The sequence below is a fragment of the Roseimicrobium gellanilyticum genome (genome assembly GCF_003315205.1).
Lineage (GTDB): Bacteria > Verrucomicrobiota > Verrucomicrobiia > Verrucomicrobiales > Verrucomicrobiaceae > Roseimicrobium > Roseimicrobium gellanilyticum.
This window is the reverse complement of sequence record NZ_QNRR01000015.1, coordinates 105,110-123,694: the sequence shown is the minus strand read 5'-3', so window position 1 is coordinate 123,694 and position 18,585 is coordinate 105,110. Positions and strand designations below refer to the sequence as shown.

Annotated in this window: 22 protein-coding genes; 14 read left to right on the top strand and 8 right to left on the bottom strand. The window is 59.3% G+C overall.

From position 1 onward, the window contains the following. Nucleotides 1-96: 96 nt before the first annotated feature. From DES53_RS28610 to DES53_RS28575, 8 genes are all read right to left on the bottom strand, one after another. Entirely contained in the window at nt 97-978 is an 882-nt protein-coding gene (locus DES53_RS28610) for a hypothetical protein (protein ID WP_113961775.1), read from the bottom strand. Nucleotides 979-1,710: 732 nt separating this feature from the next. Beyond that, nucleotides 1,711-2,070: a hypothetical protein gene (locus tag DES53_RS28605; RefSeq protein ID WP_113961774.1), complete on the bottom strand. Its 360-nt coding sequence runs from the start codon at nt 2,068-2,070 to the stop codon at nt 1,711-1,713. Nucleotides 2,071-2,208: 138 nt separating this feature from the next. Further along, entirely contained in the window at nt 2,209-2,538 is a 330-nt protein-coding gene (locus tag DES53_RS33305; protein WP_170157491.1) for a Bbp19 family protein, read from the bottom strand. A 208-nt stretch (nt 2,539-2,746) separates the two neighbouring features. Further along, nucleotides 2,747-4,438 (bottom strand): portal protein, encoded by a 1,692-nt coding sequence (locus DES53_RS28595; RefSeq protein ID WP_113961773.1) that lies wholly within the window; start codon nt 4,436-4,438, stop codon nt 2,747-2,749. Nucleotides 4,439-4,924: 486 nt separating this feature from the next. Beyond that, nucleotides 4,925-5,329 (bottom strand): hypothetical protein, encoded by a 405-nt coding sequence (locus DES53_RS28590; RefSeq protein WP_147263687.1) that lies wholly within the window; start codon nt 5,327-5,329, stop codon nt 4,925-4,927. Nucleotides 5,330-5,377: 48 nt separating this feature from the next. Continuing rightward, on the bottom strand, nt 5,378-5,791 hold the full coding sequence (locus tag DES53_RS28585) for a hypothetical protein (RefSeq protein WP_147263686.1): 414 nt from the start codon (nt 5,789-5,791) through the stop codon (nt 5,378-5,380). Between the two features lie 256 nt (nt 5,792-6,047). Next, entirely contained in the window at nt 6,048-6,389 is a 342-nt protein-coding gene (locus DES53_RS28580) for a hypothetical protein (RefSeq protein ID WP_113961770.1), read from the bottom strand. A 572-nt stretch (nt 6,390-6,961) separates the two neighbouring features. Next, entirely contained in the window at nt 6,962-7,276 is a 315-nt protein-coding gene (locus DES53_RS28575) for a hypothetical protein (RefSeq protein ID WP_113961769.1), read from the bottom strand. A 168-nt stretch (nt 7,277-7,444) separates the two neighbouring features. On the opposite strand from DES53_RS28575, the gene DES53_RS28570 reads away from it, so the two are divergent. The 14 genes from DES53_RS28570 (at nt 7,445) to DES53_RS28505 (ending at nt 18,554) form a co-directional block, all read left to right on the top strand. Then, a complete protein-coding gene (locus DES53_RS28570; protein ID WP_113961768.1) occupies nt 7,445-8,176 on the top strand; it encodes a hypothetical protein in 732 nt (243 codons plus the stop codon). Between the two features lie 284 nt (nt 8,177-8,460). Then, the gene (locus tag DES53_RS28565) at nt 8,461-9,162 is read left to right on the top strand and encodes a hypothetical protein (protein ID WP_113961767.1); all 702 of its coding nucleotides are present in this window, start codon (nt 8,461-8,463) and stop codon (nt 9,160-9,162) included. 246 nt (nt 9,163-9,408) lie between these two features. After that, nucleotides 9,409-10,989: a hypothetical protein gene (locus tag DES53_RS28560; RefSeq protein ID WP_113961766.1), complete on the top strand. Its 1,581-nt coding sequence runs from the start codon at nt 9,409-9,411 to the stop codon at nt 10,987-10,989. 250 nt (nt 10,990-11,239) lie between these two features. After that, nucleotides 11,240-11,803 carry a hypothetical protein gene (locus tag DES53_RS28555; RefSeq protein WP_113961765.1) on the top strand — a complete coding sequence of 188 codons (564 nt, stop codon included), beginning with the start codon at nt 11,240-11,242 and terminating at the stop codon, nt 11,801-11,803. 114 nt (nt 11,804-11,917) lie between these two features. Next, a complete protein-coding gene (locus DES53_RS28550) occupies nt 11,918-12,511 on the top strand; it encodes a hypothetical protein (RefSeq protein WP_113961764.1) in 594 nt (197 codons plus the stop codon). 401 nt (nt 12,512-12,912) lie between these two features. Next, complete coding sequence (locus DES53_RS28545) at nt 12,913-13,494, top strand: hypothetical protein (protein WP_113961763.1); 582 nt, start codon at nt 12,913-12,915, stop codon at nt 13,492-13,494. 51 nt (nt 13,495-13,545) lie between these two features. Next, nucleotides 13,546-14,085: a hypothetical protein gene (locus tag DES53_RS28540; protein ID WP_113961762.1), complete on the top strand. Its 540-nt coding sequence runs from the start codon at nt 13,546-13,548 to the stop codon at nt 14,083-14,085. Between the two features lie 15 nt (nt 14,086-14,100). Next, complete coding sequence (locus tag DES53_RS28535; RefSeq protein WP_113961761.1) at nt 14,101-14,664, top strand: hypothetical protein; 564 nt, start codon at nt 14,101-14,103, stop codon at nt 14,662-14,664. Nucleotides 14,665-14,736: 72 nt separating this feature from the next. Continuing rightward, complete coding sequence (locus DES53_RS28530; protein WP_113961760.1) at nt 14,737-15,276, top strand: hypothetical protein; 540 nt, start codon at nt 14,737-14,739, stop codon at nt 15,274-15,276. Between the two features lie 143 nt (nt 15,277-15,419). Beyond that, the gene (locus DES53_RS28525; protein WP_113961759.1) at nt 15,420-15,965 is read left to right on the top strand and encodes a hypothetical protein; all 546 of its coding nucleotides are present in this window, start codon (nt 15,420-15,422) and stop codon (nt 15,963-15,965) included. Nucleotides 15,966-16,059: 94 nt separating this feature from the next. Then, the gene (locus tag DES53_RS28520; RefSeq protein WP_113961758.1) at nt 16,060-16,422 is read left to right on the top strand and encodes a hypothetical protein; all 363 of its coding nucleotides are present in this window, start codon (nt 16,060-16,062) and stop codon (nt 16,420-16,422) included. 152 nt (nt 16,423-16,574) lie between these two features. After that, complete coding sequence (locus tag DES53_RS28515) at nt 16,575-17,120, top strand: hypothetical protein (RefSeq protein WP_113961757.1); 546 nt, start codon at nt 16,575-16,577, stop codon at nt 17,118-17,120. A gap of 179 nt (nt 17,121-17,299) precedes the next feature. After that, the gene (locus DES53_RS28510; protein ID WP_170157490.1) at nt 17,300-17,845 is read left to right on the top strand and encodes a hypothetical protein; all 546 of its coding nucleotides are present in this window, start codon (nt 17,300-17,302) and stop codon (nt 17,843-17,845) included. 139 nt (nt 17,846-17,984) lie between these two features. Further along, nucleotides 17,985-18,554, top strand: a complete 570-nt coding sequence (locus tag DES53_RS28505) for a hypothetical protein (protein ID WP_113961755.1) — start codon at nt 17,985-17,987, stop codon at nt 18,552-18,554. Nucleotides 18,555-18,585 lie beyond the last annotated feature (31 nt).

The window sequence follows — 18,585 nt, the reverse complement described above, 5'->3', positions numbered from 1 at the left end:
GACCCTTCCCCCCAGCGCCCGTTGGCGTCCATTAGCGGTCCCCTTTCATAAGCCGCTCAACGCTCACCGTCGCACCGTCGCACCGTCGCACCGAAACTACCCCATCCGCAGCCTCCTTATCTGCTCCGCCACCATCGCCTGCCTCTCCGATCCATTCGCCCCGTGATAGTCCCCATACAGCGGATTGGACTTGTTCGTCTGGATATCATCCGCCTGCTGCTGCCGCGTGAGCCTCAGCGCACCACTCCCGCCCGTCTCCTGGCGATCCTCGCTTACCAGCGACGCCATCGCATGCAGCGCACGGATCACCGTCGGATTATCGCCAATCGCCGGGTCATTCACATCCAGTCTCGCCATCGCCGCCACCCGCTGCGCTCCCTGCAGATTCGTCTCATACCGTTCTCCCCACTCACTCTGCAGCCCCTGCACCAGCGCCTCACGATGATTCACAGCCTCGGTGTGATAGCGCGACACCGCTGACATCTGCTGCCCGTTCCACCACTGCACCAGCTCCTGCGCCGCCGCTGCCGGGATGTGATGTTTGTGCGCCACCGCCGTAAAGCCCCGCACCATCTCCTCATTCCAGAGCTCCACCGGCACATCCTCCGGCCTCGCAATCCCATAGCCATCCGGCTTCTCCGGCACCCCAAGATTCTTCCTCCACGCCGCCACCTCCTCCGGCCTCGCCTCCGGCCCCGGCGGTTGCATCCGCTGCCCCAGCTTCTTCTCCAGCTCACCATACGATCGCAGCACATCCTGAATCGGCGTCCCCTCAAACTTCCGGATGGATCCCGCATAAGGCTTCAAATCATCAGACAACTTGGCAGAAAGCCCCTGCGCAAACTTCCCATCCACCACCCACTCTCCCGAAACTCCAGCAGTGCCACCACCACCACCATTCCATCCCGCACCACTTCCATGGTTCACAAACGAACCATCCTGCTGTTGTTGCCCACTGCCAGTCGCATCTTCACTCATATCAATATCACTCGTTGGTTATTTGGTTTGTGATCAAAAAATAGAATGTCCCTCGCATTCGCAAAGCCCACCTTGAACTGAATTCCTCCCGCCAGCCTCAAGACTCACCATCTCCCACCACACATCCCCATCCCAAGGCACCGCCACAGGCCAAAGGACGGGGGACGCCCCGTTCCCCACCGCGCACCATCACCCCACTCCTCTGAAACCCTCTCACCACTCACCCCGAGAGCTGTTCACACCATGTCACATCCTGCAAATCAGGCTCGCACCCCCTGGGAGGACGAGCACCTGCCGCTCATGGATGAACGCGCGGAGGGAGCCATGGACCTGGCGAATCAACTCGCGCAATACGGCGGCAGCCTGGCGTCCCTCTGGTCTACCGCTCGGCACACCAATGAACCGGTGGGGAGCCGCTGCGCCGGCTTCCAAATCAGATGGGCGGAGGCGGCGTGGAACCGGCATGCGGAAAGCGCCAAGCACCCCAATACTCTCTACCTTCCCAACGCCTCATCCTCAGTCTCCGAAGTTCCTCTGCGTCTCTGTGTCTCTGCGTTGAATCCAATGCACACAACCACACCCATCCTCTCCGCCCACAACCCCACAACCCCTCAGCACCTCAGCACCTCAGCACCTCAGCACCTCAGCACCTCAGCACCTCAGCACCTCAGCACCTCAGCACCTCAGCACCTCAGCACCTCAGCACCCGCTGCCCCTCTATCCCTCCCTCCTTCACCCCATAATCACCCTCGGCTTCACCACCACCACCTCATCATCCTCAAAATCCGACACCGGCCCCATCGCATCATCATCACCCATCACACCACACCGCACCACATCATCCACCTCCGGACAAACCCGATTCCCATATCTCCTCCTAAACTCCTCCGGCCGATGCTCTCGATACCATGCCATCACCTCCGGCGTCTTGTCCCCCATCGCCGGGTCCGTCGGCACAGGGCAGGGGAGTACACCCACCTCATCCACAGCTTCTGGACTCACCTGCACCGCACGCCCATCTACCGGTCTCTTCGCCACGCCGCCCACACCCTTCCTCTTCTTCCCCTTGGTGATTATCTTAGCCTTCGTCATATCAAAAAAATTACATCCTCTCCGCTAGTCGTCGCCTCTACCACCGTCTCACCGCTCACCGCATCAACCCCGGCCCACTTTGCGTTTTTCATTTTTCACTTCTCATTTTGCATTCCCCTTCGATCACCGCCGCACCGCTTATGCCCCCACCACCACCGGCGCCTCCTCCATCTTCCCCTTCGCCGACTCCATCCTCTCCATCACATACCTCACCACCGCTGCCGACCCATCGAAGTGAATCCCCCCAATCAGCGCCGCCACCGCATTCCCCTTCGTCGCCACCGCATCAAACCTCGGCCGGGTATGAGGAAAATGTTCACAAAGGTCCCTCAGCACCGCCTGCCCCTCCTTCGTCCCAAACACCCTCGCATACATCTTCCCCAACTCCCTTTCCTCCTCCTGCCTCCTTCTCAACCCCTCTGCCGCCAACTCCGCCTGCCCCAAAACCGGTATACCATTATCCATCATAAAACATCAAAAGATAGAGTCTCCCTCATCAAGCCCTCTCAGGCTATCAACTATCAACCTCAGCCTCCGGTTCAGTCTCCGAAGTTCCTCTGCGTCTCTGTGTCTCCGCGTTGAACCCACTGCACCCAACCACACCCACCCACTCCAGAACCAACCCCACCGCCCTCCGAAATCTGAGATCTCAAATCTCAAATCTCAAATCTCAAATTCACATCAGCCCCATCATCGGCGAATCCTTCGGAATCTTCCCCGCATTCGCCGCCGCCCGGCTCATCTGCTCCATCATCTCCGCCTGCTGCATCTGCTGTTGCGCCTGCGCCCGCGCCGCACGCATCGCCGCCACCTCATCCGGGTCCCGATGATACTCCGGCGGCAATCCACGATTCCGCGCACTCCCGCGAATCATCTCATCCAGGTTGAAGTTATCCATCACATCCGGCGCCATCTGCGCAATCGCCCCCGCCAGATTCAGCACACTCCCCACCGCCGTATTATCCGCCTCCTTCAGCGCCAGCGCGATTCTTGAAGAGAAGAGCACCTGCGGCTCCGGGATGAAAAGATTCCCCCGCCCATCATCACTCACCATCTCCTGCGGCGGCGGCGGCAGAATCCCGCGCCGCAGCAGAATGCGGAAGAAGCGCATCAACTGCGCCGTCAGCCACTCCGTCACCAGCAGCGTATACGTCGCGGAGAACTGCCTCGCCTGCTCACCCACACGCGCCCGCACCTCCTCCGCCGTGATGTTCGCCCTCTCCATGCGCGAGATCGCCAGCCACATGTTCACTTGGAAGAAGGCCTCAATCTGGCTCCGCTTCTGGTCCGCGCGCTGCACCCCCAGGCCATAGTCACCCTCCATCCCCCACGCCTGCGGCCTCGCCGCATCCCCCGTCGCCGGGTCGAACCACGTGATCCCACCCGCGCGATAGTCAATATCTCCCTTGAACCCCGTCGGAATCAGCAAGGGGGGATTAGCCTTCTTCTCCGCCAGCACATCCAGGCACTTCTGCAGCAGATTCAGCTGACGCATATCCGGCAGCGCCATAAAGGCCGGCGAATATCCATACGGCGCCGTCTCCTCATTCCCCTCCCACGTGCTCCATCGCGACACACTGAAAGGCATCTCATCATAGCCAGAGACACGCAAGGGTTGCTTCGCATCCCGTTCCAGCCACACCGAGGCATACGGCTTGTTCCGACCATCCATCTTGCCCAGGATGCGCTCCGCCTCCGCGCGTGGATACACACAGTGCAGCACCGTGAATTGCGTATCCTGCTTCCCGCGCCCCGCATCAAAGCACTCCCGCACCTTCGCACTCGCCACCTCCCGGCCAAACTTCTCCACCAGCTGCCGCGCCGTGAAGCGCCTCTCAAAATCCAGCGAATCCACCACCCCATCCGCATTCTCCGCCATCGTGTATGAGCCGATGCGATGATGCCGGAACACCACCGGCACATTCGGATCCAGATCACTCTCCTCAGAGTACAGGCACGCCGTGCCAAAGCACGTCCGGTCACTCACAAACTCATAGGACTGTGGATAAAATTTCGAGGCGCTCAGGTAGAGTCTCACCAGCCTCGTTGCCTGCTGACACCACTGCTGCACCCGGAACTCACCCGCCATCCCCGGCGGCGGGTCAAAGGAGAACCACACCTGGTCATGCGGGATGATGTCGGACGTCTGACCCCTCACCGCCACATCCAGCGCATAGTACCCGCTCCCATCATAGATCTGCGCCTCCTTCTGCCCATCCGGCAGGTGACTGCTGTTCGTGATGCTCGCCTTCCTCGGACAGAAATAGTCCGCAATGACCTGCCACTGTGCATCCCATGGCGCCCGGGCACTCTTCCGCGCCTCATACGTCGCCACACACTCTTCCACAATCTCCTTCTCGCTTCTCATCAGATAAAACAGATAAAAGTTTCAATCATCACCGTCCACCAACAGCCTCCCTTCAGCACCCATCGCTGAACATCCTCCCGAGCCCTCGTTGCACCTCTGATTCTAACATAAAGTAGGGAAGAGCTTAAGCAGGGGGCTGACATGAAACACAGCCACTCAAGGAACCAGGTCGCTATGCGTCTTGGAGTGCGGTGGCACAGGCCTCCCTTGAGGCCGCGACACCGCTTTGAACGGAGCGCTTCTGTCCTGATACCCTCGGAAAAATCTCTCATACGCCCTCTCGATTCACCCACCCTCACATCGACGGTTCCCAACGCTGCCACACCCCACTCACCAAGAAACGCCCACGAGTCCTCAGTCTCCGAAGTTCCTCTGCGTCTCCGTGTCTCTGTGTTGAACTCACTGCACCCCACCACACCCATCCACTCCAGAGCCAACCCCACCACCACTCATATAAGCGTCCCGTTAGTGTCCATGAGTGGTTCCCTAAACGACGCCACCCCCTTGATTTCCACCCAGCAGCGTCCCACCACCCAGCACACTTCCGGACGCACTGCCGCCATATCCATATCCTGACCCATATCCATACCCACCCGTCTCACCCGCCAGCACCGTCTTGCGCAGACCCTTGCGCCGGTTCATATCCTTGCGCGCCTGCTCATCCGCCTGCGCCACCTCCGCACTCGTCGCCGTCGGGGGTGGGGGAGGAGACGGTGCCGGGGCCGGAGGAGGCGGAAGATGAATCTTCGGCATCGGCGGAATCTTGATTGGCTCCTGCTTCGGTGGGGGCGGTGCCTGGCTCCTGCCCCCGCCAAAGTGATACCGCGTCAGCTTCCCATTCGGCTGCGTCTTCGCATAGTTTGTATAATCATATCCATCGATCATTCTCATAAGCCTGCTGCCTCACCTTTCTTTTCGATACCTGTCCATCACCCTTGGTCATCCACCCAGAATCGTATCGGACCCGTACGGCTGCGAAAGAGCCCCACCACCCGAGAGCAGGGTTCTCTTCTTCCTGGGCGCCATCGCACCTCCTTCCGCAGAGGTGGCCGCAGGCGCAGTCCGCTGCCCGGACATCCCTGTTCCCGCCGTGGTGCCTGCCTGCTGCGCAGGTGACTGCCCTGCACCCTTCGAGCCCTGCAAGTTCCCCTGGCCATACGGAATGGTATATCCCAACTCCGGGTCCACCTTCTTCACCCCCGCAGCCTTCTGGTGCGCCATCAAGAGCACCGCACGGAAGAAGTCCGGATACTTCTGCACCTTCGTTGGCTCTCCCGGGATCGTCTTCGGCAGCTTCGACCCGCCACCGTGGTTCAGCCTGTCCAGGCTCCCATCCGGCCTGAAAGAAGGCATCGTGATAAACCCATCAACACTCATAGTCACACGTCAAAACATGTTTTCTGGTACCTGCCCATTCTAAGCTCCCCAATTCCCCTGTCCAACAAAATCTTCTCTCCCCCCCCCACCATCATGCCCTCATCCCGCCGCATCCAGGCCATCCCTTGCAGTACAGAGGTCTGGACACCTTCAACGTTCTTGAAGTATCGAATTCTGGCTGGGTTAGGCAGATGACAGAGTGAAATCAGGTCGGTCTCTCATTGTTCACTTTTCATTTTGCATTCCACCCTCCGTCGCCCAGCCGCCTTCCTCCCTCCCTCACCGGAATCATCACATCCAGCCACCAGCGTTCATATCCTCTTAGCACCCCCTTCGCAAAAGCCTTCCCCGCCAGCCACTCATACGGCACCCGATAGGTCTTCACCCAGCCCTCCGGCTTCGCCCCACGCTTCGCGTACGCGATCGAGAGAGGCCATCCCGTCGTCACACAGATGGATATCGGCGGCACACTCAGGAGATACACCATCACCACCACCACACCCAGCCATACCCACCTCTTGAAGCGCGATGGCGCATACGGGTCCCTCATCCACGCTTCCGGTTTCGTCTTCATGCAGCTGCGACAGTCCAGAATCACCAAAGAGCAAACTCCCTCCCCATCTATCTGCATCCTTGTTTATCCAATGCCGTGAAGTGTTGAAAAAATGCGGAGTCACAGGTCAGGCTAAGCCCGAACTGGCAAGTCCCGTGAGATGACCGACCCGATTGGCCCCATCATTCGCCAAACAGCACCACGTTGCGCGGAGCGCTTTGGAGTGCGCGTGCGAAGCACCGCTTTGGCTGGGGAACTCCGGACCCGGGGCATGCGGCTTCAAGTCTCGCACCCGGCATCCTCCCACAGAGTTCGCACCGCACCATTGCATGCTCACTCCTTCACATATCCACAATCGAACTCCACAACTCCTTTGAAACGACTGCCGCATCAACTCCTTTGAAACGACTGCCGCATTCGTGCCCTGAAGGGGCACAGGAGCCCAGCCCAGGGTTAGGGAGCCTTGGCGACCGACACCCTGGGTAAACGTAGAAAAAAGCTCGGACCCTGAAGGGGTCCAGGAGAAAGTGATAGCCCGTGGAGTGGCAGCATGTCCCGTTCGCCACAGCGAGGAGAGTGCCGGACTCGCCCGCTCATCGCACCTCTTCCACCTGCACGTCATACACCCGCTCATAGTACCATATCTGGTACTGCGTCATCGGCCCCTCCAGCACCCGGATGCGCACCAGCCAATCCCAAAGCTGCAGATAGCGGTGCAGCCATTCCGGCCTCTTGCTGAAGAACGTGCCTCCAGGTGCAGCACTCATCGCTCGATGCTCTACCATCGGAGCGCTCAGCACATACAGCACCACCAGCATCACCCCCGTCGCAAGCATCCACACCATCGCTTTGCCCACCCGGCCACGCTCCGCCCGCGAGTCTGCATCTTCTTCCGGGGTATTTCTCATAAGTGACGTGAACGAACCTCCCACTGCCCCCGTCCAAGCGAGACAGCCCCACGCACCCACCCTACAGAGTCGCGCCTCCCTCATCTACCTCAAAAGTCCTTCTCGTACTCCATTCCCTCCTCTCCGCACGCCATCTCCCCCACCACTTTGCATTCCTCCCTCCACCGCATGAACACCTCAGCTCCCTTCCGCCAATCCAGATCCAGCCCCAGCTCCCGACTCTCACTTCTCGGCCTCCTGCTCATCACCGGCCTCATCCTCAGCGCCCCCACCAGCGCCATCGCCCGGCCAAAAACATCAGAAGAGATCACCTTCGCCGCCCTTCAGGGTCGCGTCTGGATCCTCGCCCTCGTCGATTTCCTCCACGACGCCAAGCTCAGCGAGAAAGATCGCAAAGCCGTCTACTCCCTTTACCTCTATCACGAGCTCAAGGTCGCCGGCCTCGAGTCCGAGCATGCTGCCGCCCCACGCGCCGCCAATACGGAAATCTACCAGCGTACCCTCGGAGCCGAGTTTCAGGCGCGACTCACCCAGTCCATCCGCGTCCCCTTCGAGCGCCCCTATATCGAAAACCCCAGCCTCAAGGCCACCGAACCCCAAAAGGTTTCCATCGAAGTTCACTTCAGAAAACTCGTTGAACCCTTCCGTGCAACCGACAAGGACAAGCTCCATACCCCCGAGTGGCTCACCGAGATGGAACTAAGCTCCGTCCTCATCAAGGATCTCAAAGCCAGCCTCCGTGAATGGCACGACGGCAAGATCGTTGATGAAGACGAGAACGAAATCCTCTACGAAGCCGTCGAGAAGGATTTGGAGCGCGTCATCGACCGCATCGATGAAGACGAAGACCTCATCGACGAAGCCTGGAAAATCGCCGCCACCGAATGGCTTGGACAATAGCGCTTGGGTAAGTCGGTAGGGCAGGGGACCAGAGCATTTCGAATCAAACCATTGCCGTGGCCCGGAACAAGCCGGGGCCTCAGCTTGCATGCCGGAGGCATGGCAGCTTGTAGCCGGTGGTTGAGCGTAGCGATACCACCGGAAAAGAAAGAGTATCATTCGCATCCCGAAGGCGATGCCAGCGTCGTGGCAAGCGGGGAGCGTGGCGTCACACGATCTCACTTGCCACCCCTGCCGACTGCCCTCGTTGACACTCACATGCTCAGAATGTACTTTCTGGTACCATGCATTGCAATGACAACGCAACCGTTGAGCCGGTTTTGGACACGCTTTCGAACGTAGACCCGCCACTCGCCAATCAGAAACTCGAAGCCTTCGCCCAGGCCGTCTCCATTGGAGAAGATCCGGTCGGAACCTGCCTTCGCCTCTACCGTTGCAGAACGGGTGCCACCGCGAAGAAGAAAGCTGCACAGCTCCTGGGGTCTCCGGCCATCACCGCCCGCATCACCACCCTCCGCCGAGAGGCCAGTCACATCGCCACGCATCAGGCGCATTTCAGCAAGGCCGACCTCATCGCCTTCCTCGTGGAGACCATCCAGACCCCCGTCAGCACCGTAGACCAGCATCACCGCCAGTGCCAGGAGTGGACCCGCGACGAGCTCACAACCAGCGGACGCCGCCCCAATGCCGTCCAGGGGCAGAAAACACAGATGGCGTCCTCGGACTATTCCAGCGCTGGGAAGAGGACCACCTCCTCGCGAGCCAAACCCTCCACAAAACTCGCCGCACCCTCAGAGTCCACCCAGTCCGATGCTACACCACCACCTCCCATCCTCCTCCGTAGCAAAACCAAACTCCCCAGCAAGCTCGATGCCGCCAAACTCCTCGCCACCCTCTGCGGCTGGCAGGCCCCCTCCAAAGTCGAAGGCAACGTAAGCCTCACCTCACCCGCCGTCGAAGAAGCCCTCTCACGACTGCTGAAGTGAGTAGTCATCGGTCATCGGTCATCGGTCATCGGTCACACTCCGCAACCCGCACTCCCTTCTCAGTCTCCGAAGTTCCTCTGCGTCTCTGTGTCTCTGCGTTGAACACCCGCAGCCCAATCCCGCCCCAATCCCCCTTAGCGACTCCGCTGCTTTGCGACCAAATAAACCGACGCACCACTCCCATCCACCAAAGACACCCGGCAACGCCCCCAATCAAAAATCATCAATCACAAATCATAAATAGCGATGCTTGCCGACAAACTCACCTCAGTCCTCTCGGATAAGGCCTGGCGCCTCCGCCACCTTTACCTCATCCTCCCGGAGGATAGTAACGACACTGGCCTCATCCCCCTTGTCCTCCGCGCTGAGCAGGAGACCTTCATGCAGGCGCGTCACACGCGAAACTTCGTGCCCAAGGCGCGCAAGCTCGGCATGTCCACCTTCATCGTCATCGACTACCTCGACGAGTGCCTCTGGAATAAGGACACCCACTGCGCCCACGTCGACTTCCGCAAGGATGATGCCACCAAGAAACTCGCCATCGCCCGCCTCGCCTGGGAGCGTGGTCCCGAGCATCCCAATCCCGCCATCGCCCAAATCTGGCGCGGCCTCCACGCCAAACTCAAACTCGTAAAGTCCAACGACTCCTGCCTCGCCTGGAGCAACGGCAGTCATCAAGAGGCAAACATGTCCTTCATGGGTGGCACCCCGCGTCGCCTTCACATATCTGAATACGGACCCCTCGCCGCCCAGCGACCCGAAGCCGCCGCCCGCGTCCGTCAGGGTTCCTTCAATGCCGTCCCTGCCACCGGCATCATCGACATCGAGACCACCATGGAAGGCGGACCCCTGGGCGAATGTTATGAAATCTTCCGCCTCGCCTGCGATGCCACCGGCCGCCAGCTCTCGCCACTCGATTGGAAGCTCCACTTCTTCCCCTGGTATCACCATCCCTCCTACACCCTCCCACACCACGCCCCGCGCAAGCCCGAGACCGAGCGCTACTTCCGCGAGCTGAAATCAAAGCACGGCATCACCATCCAATTGGAACGGCAGGCATGGTACGAGCGGAAGGCCGCCGAGCAGCGCGAGAGCATGTACACCCAGTTCCCCTCCACCGCGGATGAGTGCGTGAAGGCCACCACGCGCGACCCCATCTATCCGGAGATCACCACCCTCCGCACCCAGGGCCGTGTGAAGGACTTCAGCCACGAGCGCAGCATGCCCATGTTCACTGCCTGGGACCTCGGCATCAGTGACTACACCTCCGGCTGGCTCATCCAGCCCTCCGGTCGCGACCTCCTCATCCTCGCCTGGCACGAAGGCGAAGGCCAGGGCGCAGCCCATGTCGCTGATGTCATCCGCTCCTGGGAGTCCATGTTCGCCCGCCGCATCGCCATGCATTTCCTCCCGCATGATGCGAATATCCGGGATAAAGGCTCCGGCCGCACTTATGTGGATCAACTCTCAGCCGCCGGTATCTCGCGCCACAGCATTCGCATCGTCCCGCGCACGCCCGATATCTGGACCGGCATCAATGACGTGCGGGATATCCTGCCCAAGTGTTGGTTCCACACCCGCACCGACCGACCGCGCAAGAGCCTCGAGGGCCGCGACCTCCCCTCCGGCCTCCAGTGCCTGGAAGCCTATCGCAAGCAGCCGCCCACCCCCGGCGGAGCCCTGCGTCCCATGCCCCTCCACGACGCCTGCTCGCACAGCGCCGATGCGTTCCGCACCTTTGCCGAGGCCCATGCCGCCGGCCTCGTCACCACCCACACCGGCCACGAGCCCAAACCCAAAGTCCTCATGGGCGTCCGCGGCACTTGAATGACGGAGGTTAGGCCTTCTGGCCTGACAGTGGGCGTTGGGTCTTCCGACCCGACAGCAGGCAAATCAGACACCCGCGTGACACGTAACGTAGAAGGCTCTTCCAGAAGCCTTTCAGTGGTGAAGTGCCGCTCCCAATGCAAAATGAAAAGTGAGAAATGAAACATGCAAAGTGACAGCGCATTCCCGAATCGCGTCTTGATATCCACCCTCCTTCAGAATTGTAATCTCAAATCATAGACAGCGTCCCATGTCCCGCCGCACGAAGCTCATCATCCTCGGGCTCTTCCTCGTGCTGCTGGCGATTCCTGCGATCTATGTCGCCCTTACATGGCGCATCTCCCGACCGGTGCACTTCCGGTTGATGCATCTCTATCCCGAGGAGCATCAGGATGAGTTCGGCTTCCGCATGGTCCGGATGCGCGTCGAGAATACAAACTCCATGCCCATTCATGTGTATTTTGTCCGCTTGGAGTTTACTGGAGACACTCCTGAATTGACCATGATTCCGCCAGGAACGATCGACCCACGGCATCAGAAGGAAGCCGGCACTCATGCCGAAGCTGGTGCGTTCATTCTCCCACCAGGGCGTGCCATCCTTGCCACTGCTTCTCTGCAGGCAAACCTTGTGAAAGAGGCGAAGCAGGGCAGGTTGAGCGCCAATTACTACGCACTGTCGCAGACGCAGAAGCAAGTCAGCTCGGTATTCAACTGGCTGCATGATCTGTGTCCCGCGCCCTGGTGGAGCAAGTTTCCCACGTTTGAGTTCCCCTCCGGCTCCGCTCCAGTAGAGGTGGATGCGGCATTCAAGTAACTGATTGCCCCGAAGCATCCTTATCGTCATGCAGCTCGCACCCCGACCTTCGCAGCAGCTTCGCCTCTCCAGTCTTCCATCCCATTTGATGGCCGTCTAACCTCACAAGTCTCCATGTCCCGCCGCACCAAGTTCATCATCGCCGCGATCTTCCTCGTGCTGCTCGCCGTCCCAGCGGTGTATCTCACGTACACCTGGCAACCGTACAAACCTCTGATCCTCCGTCTCGAGCACATCGCGCCCATGAGCGAACACGACCCTCTGGGCTATCGCGATATCCGCATCAGCGTGGAAAATACCAGCCCCGCGGTGATCTATCTGGTGGCCATCCTCATCGAAGTGCCGGGTAAGGAGCCGAGTTGGGCCAATCCGACCGGCATCGTCATCGAAGAGTACCAGAGCGGAGGTTCCGTCCCGACCGTTCCAGGCGCCATGATCATCGGACCCCATCGCAGGGTTCAGCTCGAGGGAGAGCTTCTCCCGGAGCACATTCGCGCTGCACAGCGCGGAGACCTTCTTGGTCATCACTATTGGGAATCCCAACCCAGGAGAACATGGAGCGGATTCCTCACGTGGCTCCACAAGCACAGCCCACCGCTGGTTCAGAACTCCATCAACTCCCTACGGCCCATTACCGACGTGGCCCCGTTGGAAAGTGAACTTGAGCCCAGCGTTCCCGATTCTGCAACTCCACATGCCAGCCCTTGACCTTCACGCATCATGTCCTCCCACGTCAGGTCACGGATAGCCCCAAGGGCCCTCGTCCACTCGTGGCCCGAGTAGCCACCCACTCACCCTGACGTTCCACCCTTGCGCACTGCAGATTTGGAATCTTTGCGCATGTTAAGTTGAATGACAGCCGTGACCTGGAACAAAGCGGGTGGCTTTCATGTCGGAGGCATGGCAGCTTGTAGCCGGTGGTTGAGCGTAGCGATACCACCGGAAAAGAAAGAGAAAGGCTATCACTCGCATCCCGAAGGCGATGCCAGCACCGTCGCAAGCGGGGTGCGGAACGTTCCACGCCCCCACCGAAATTCCCTGGTCCCTGGTTTCTTCCCAAGAATCGACATCTCCATCGGGGTAGATTACAAAAACAAATTTGCCCCCTCATGCCCCACCGCATCAAACTGGCCACGCTCGCAATTCTTGGCATCACGCTCGCCATCGTGGTCGGCTACCTGCTCCTCGCCGCGAGGGTGCGTGATCCCCTGCAGTTCCGCTTGCTCAGCGCACCTGCATTCGTGAATTCTCCCACCTTTGGTGACACGGACAGCACCCCCATTGAGATAGAATTGCGGAACACCAGTTCCTTCCCGATCGTGCTGTACTACATCGAGTTCGAAGGCCCGGGTGTCGCCGGATATGACGGAGGGTTCAGCTATGTGAAAGCGCCAGGGATGGAGCCGGAAGACTTGATTCGCTACCCCCAGATCACCATCGCAGGTCACGAAAGCCTTCGCATCACATATCACCCAAATACTCTCAACGTGCCTGCTATGGCCAAGGAGAAGCCTGACGTCCGATACAATTGGACACCCAGCGTCCTCGACAAGCTGGAGAGTTGTTTGGAGAATGGCCTGGAGCGGTACGCGCCCGAGGCATGGTCCGAACATCTCCCGCTCATCGACGTAACTACCACCCTGGTGCCGCTCGATGTCTCCAGTGTTCAGTCGCCTTCGACTCCTCCCTAAAATGCCCCAACTCCCAATCTAAAATTATAAATCAAAAAATCATCAATAGTGATGTCCCGCCCCACCAAGCTGATCCTCTTCGTCCTCCTTCCCTTACTGCTTGGGATTCCGGCGGTGTATGCCATGCTCATGTGGCGTCCGGCCAATCCTCTGACGTTCCGTATGGAGCGGGTGGAGGAAGCCGCAGCTGACGATCCGGCGGCGCTACGCACGGTTCACATCAAGATTGGGAACGCGGGCTCCACGCCAATTCATCTGGTATCTGCCAGCTTGGGAAATGGGACAGGTGAGATAGCAGGGGATCACTCCGGGCCCATCTATCCTGCTCCCTGGTTCGCTCCCGGTGGATACACGCTCACCATTCCTGCCCGCGGAAGCGTCGACGTCACCGCGCCGATCGATCCCGTCACGTTGGAGACTCCGCCTGTGGACGGCATCTTCGTCCACTACACATGGACGTCCAAGTTGAAGTGGAAGGTGACCGTCCTCTCCTTGCACCTTCGTGCCCGCCTTCCGGCGAGTTTGGAAGGCCTGGTCCCTCGCTTCCCGGCAGAGGAGGACGTCACACCCCTGCAGGCTCCCGGAAAGTAGCCATCTTCGCCCCCCATGTCCCGCCGTACGAAGCTCATCATCCTCGGCATCTTCGTGGTGCTGCTGGGCATTCCCATCGTCTGGGGTGCCGCCACCTGGACTCCGTCGCATGCCCTCAGCTTTCGAGTGGTGCCCTTGCGCGGCCCAGTGCAACGGACGTTGCAGGTCAACAAGGACCTCGTACCCCTCGGAGTCCGCGTGGAGAATTCCTCTTCCACAGCGATCTTCATCAACTACGCCGACTTGATGTACATCAGCCAGCCCGAGGGGTGGGCCACAGGCAGCCTCGGCGGCATCCGAGCGGGAGACCTGCCGGATACCACCGATGGTATCAGAATACCTGCGAAGAGTGCCATCGAGACCGTCGCCTTCGTGGCAGAGGACGAGGTGGCGATTGCCAATGCCGGGCAGATGCGTGTGCGCTACACCTGTGTCACCGATGCCAAGCACAAGGTCACCACCCTGTGCCTCTGGCTTTCCAACACACTGAATAGCATCGACGTCCTGAGCTTCGCCGGGGAGGTGCCCTTTCCGAATGTGGATCGCTTCGAGGCCAATTTGGATCCGCTCCAGGATTGATGCGTGGTATGTTGGAGGAAGCTCAGTCTTTGAGTTCCGTCGTCTTGAGTTCATCGCTTGCGAATCAACCCCATGTCCCGCCGCACGAAGCTCATCATCGCTGCGTCCCTCCTGGTGCTGCTCGCCATCCCGGTGACCTATGTGGTCCTCGCGTGGCGGCTTGAGGACCCGCTGCGTTTTCACGTGGTGGGGGAGCGCATGGAGTACATGCCCGCATATGCTGAGGAGCTCCGTGTGCTTGCGGTGGAAGTCGAGAATACCTCCGCAGTCACCGTGGGCATTCGCAGGGCCTATCTGGGGGAGGCGGCCGCTACTGCCAAGCCCATGATATTGGGGGGCATGGACACGTTGATCATCACCTACGAATCCCCTCCGCCGGTGATCATACCTGCGCACCGCAAAATCCTCCGCAAATTCCTGGTGGAAGAGGGGGTGCCCATGGACAAGCCGCTTCACGAATTCTCTGTCAAGTACACCTGGAACAGTCGGATGGCGATCCAAGCAGATGCGCTTGTCTTGTGGCTGTGGAAGGTCCTGCCGTCAGACATTGGCGGAAAACTCAAGCGCCCGGCCAGGCAATATGGACAGGCTCTCCTGGCAGCGCCTCCATGAGCATTGAGCATCTCTGGCCAGCCCGGAGGGCCTTCGAAGACCCACATCACGAGTGGCCACCCGTGCACCCTGACGCTCCATCCGAGGAGATTTGAGATGCAGAACCTCAAATCATAAAACAAGGTCAAAAGTCATAAGCACCCATGTCCTGCCGCACGAAGCTCACCATCCTGAGCATATTCGTTGTGCTATGTGGTATCCCAGCCGGTTACCTCGCCATCACGTGGCATCCTGCTTCACCTCTCACCTTTCATCTCGAGAGTACCGAGCCAACCGTGGGAAATGACAACAAACTCGGAAGCTACCGGGCCCGCCGCGTGCGCATTGGGAACACGAGCCCCGGCAGCATCGAGTTTCACGGAGCCACGCTCCTGAGCCAGGGCGGAGCCATCGTCTTTCGGGATGCGCCACCGGGCATGGTCTTGGCTCAAAGCCTGACCCAGTCCGATCGTGGAGCCAGTGTCCTGGTCATTCCTGCTAACGGACATGTAGTGGCAGATGCCCTCCTGCTTCCCGAACTGATCAGCGAGGTGCCAAAGGGGCAGGTGTGGACCCTGTACCGGTGGCAATCCTCCCCACGCTCAAGCATCCAGCAATGGCTGCTGAACTATGGGCCAAGATGGCTGACCGACCGTGTGCCCAAGCTCAAGGAGTGGGAGGAGGTCATCCCCCTTGAGGGCGGGCCATAACGAAGGCGGATGCACGTTCCATATCCAGATATCATAAGCCATCTCCTCCGGCCCACCCACGCCCACACCGCCACTTTGCATTCCTGCTCCACGCATGAGCGCCAATACCGTCGTCCTCCAGCAAGCTCTCGCCTTGTACACCAGGGACGATTCCACACGCACCTTCGAGGAGGACCTCGCCGCCTTCATCCATACCGGTCGCGTGTACATCACGCCCACATGCATCCTCCTTGCGAAGGCGGTGCCGTCTGCACGGGAATACCACGAGCCCTGGGACACGTGGGATGCGCATGAGTGCGATGCCTGGCTCGTCTGGCTCGCCGCCGGTGATCTCGCGGAGTTTTTCCAATACGTCCCGTATCCACTCCCCTGGCTCGTGTGGGCCCGGCGTGGCCGCCTGCGCAAGTGGCCCTACGAACTCGCGCGCGGCCACATCCTGCAGGAGCAGAAAACGTAGAAGGCTTCTCCAGAAGCCTTGCTCCCACCGCACCGCTCAGGCAGGATGGCCCCGAGGGCCTTCATCCATCCTCCCTACGAGTCGCCACCCACTCACCCTGACGCTCCACCCGAAATCGATCTGAAATCTGAAATTTCAAATCATAGATAGCGATGTTCCGCCGCCCGAAGCTCCTCATCACCGCCATCCTGCTGCTGGCGTTCAGCATCGCGGTCGGGGATCTCATGGTGAACTGGTCCCCACAGAAGCCCCTGCGCTTCCGCATCATTCCGCCATCATCGGAGAAACTGGAGAAATCATTCAGCGCCGGTACGGCCCAAGTCGGGGGCTACCAGGTGGACGTGGAGAATACCACAGGCGCCACCATCCATCTGCTGAGGGCGGAGCTGGTCAGTCCAGAGGATTCCGATGGCAGTCGAGTCCACTTCAGCATCGTGCAGACCATGTCTGCAGCCTCGGAGGACGATTTGGTCATTCCCCCACACGGCTCTCGTCGCCTTGTCCTTGAGATGTTCGAGGCCACGTATGTCACCGGACTTGCCCGGTCTGAAATGACCTACACCTTCCTTTCAAGGTCCAAGGAAAACTACCTGGACCTTTTGGACTATGTGTCCGGCAAATGGCCGCACACAGTCTCCTCGCGCTGGTACCCACATGTGGATGGAGATTTCGTGCCCGTCGAAGTGAGCGGGCAGTAGATCACTCCCCGAAGAGTCGGGAATCACAGGCTTCACCTTGAATGCAGATATCCACCATGCCAAATAGCCGAACTTGCCAGATGAACCCCTGCATCTTTCCTTCAATCATCTTCATGTGCTTGCTTCACGCAGCATGGGGAGCGGAGCCTAGCAAAAGTGGCCCAACGGACCAGGGGAACATGGACAGGGCAATCGAACTGTTCAGCCATGCGTTGACGAGCAAGGATCAGCATATCGTTCTGGCCAGGACTATTTCAATGGACGACGCCGCCAGGAAGTTGAAGTTGGATGTCATTGACCTGAGGAAATATGAAGGCCTGCTCAACAAGGGGTATGGTTTCTATTTCTTCGAGGTTACGGAATCTGTCACTGGATTCAGCAAAGTCTTCTTCTACGCAGCTTCGCCAGCCCACCGGTCTAGAGTGCAGCCGGATATCGGCGATTCAGACCTTTATCCAGCCATGGGGACATCCTGGTTGCTTGTCGTCCAGCCCACAGAAGCGATTGCCGATGGTGGTGACATCACGTTGATGACGCTGCCAGACATCTATGATGGAGCGTTCGCTGTAAAAGATGACAACAGACTCAGCGTGCACATTCCATCGTTTGTTGAGGATCTGAAGAGCATCAAGAATAGCATGAGTAAAGGCACGCCCGGAAAGCTCCCGGTGCTCAAGACAGGTCTGGCGGAAGGTATCTTGAACAAGGTAATGGGTAACCCCTGAACGTTTCTGGGTGGAATCTCTCCTGGATCATTTTTCGCGAGGAGCTCCGTACAAAGAAACAAGCTTCCCAAGACTTCGCTCAAGCTGGGCATTCAAAGTTTCTGTGGATGCCTGAGGTTCCATGCATGAATAGATAGCCATGTCCCGCCGTACGAAGCTCCTCGTCGCCGCGCTTTTCCTGGTGCCGTTCACCATCCTTGTGGTGGCTCTGTTCCTCACATGGTCACCCGCCAATCCCCTGCGTATCCGCATGGAGCGGCTGGTGGAGACCCCGGAGATATTGCGAAATGACGGCTACACCTACATCGAGTTCACCGTGGAAAACACCAGTCCCATCCCGGTGTATTTGATATCCCTTCGCACAGCCCATTCCGAGGAGACTGCCAACCTCCACGAGCACCTCACGTATGTGACGGCCACGCAGTTGGATAGCGACCTCCGCACGCACCTTTCCTCCGGCATGATTCCAGCCCACAGCTCAGTCGTCTTCACGGAACTCTGGCCAAAGGAAGGAGAGAGAGTGAACGAATCAGCGAGCTACGTCTGGGCATCCGCGCCCAAGCGCACCGTCATCGGCATCCTCGCATGGATCCACCGCCACACTCCCAAGTCTCTGCAGAAACACCATCTCCTCCCGCACGTGCCACCGAATGTGGATGTCACCCCCATTTCGCCATCGACCCGCCCTGACGCTCCGCTCACTCCATAAGGGATTTGCCTGGTTGAATTCTCAATTCATC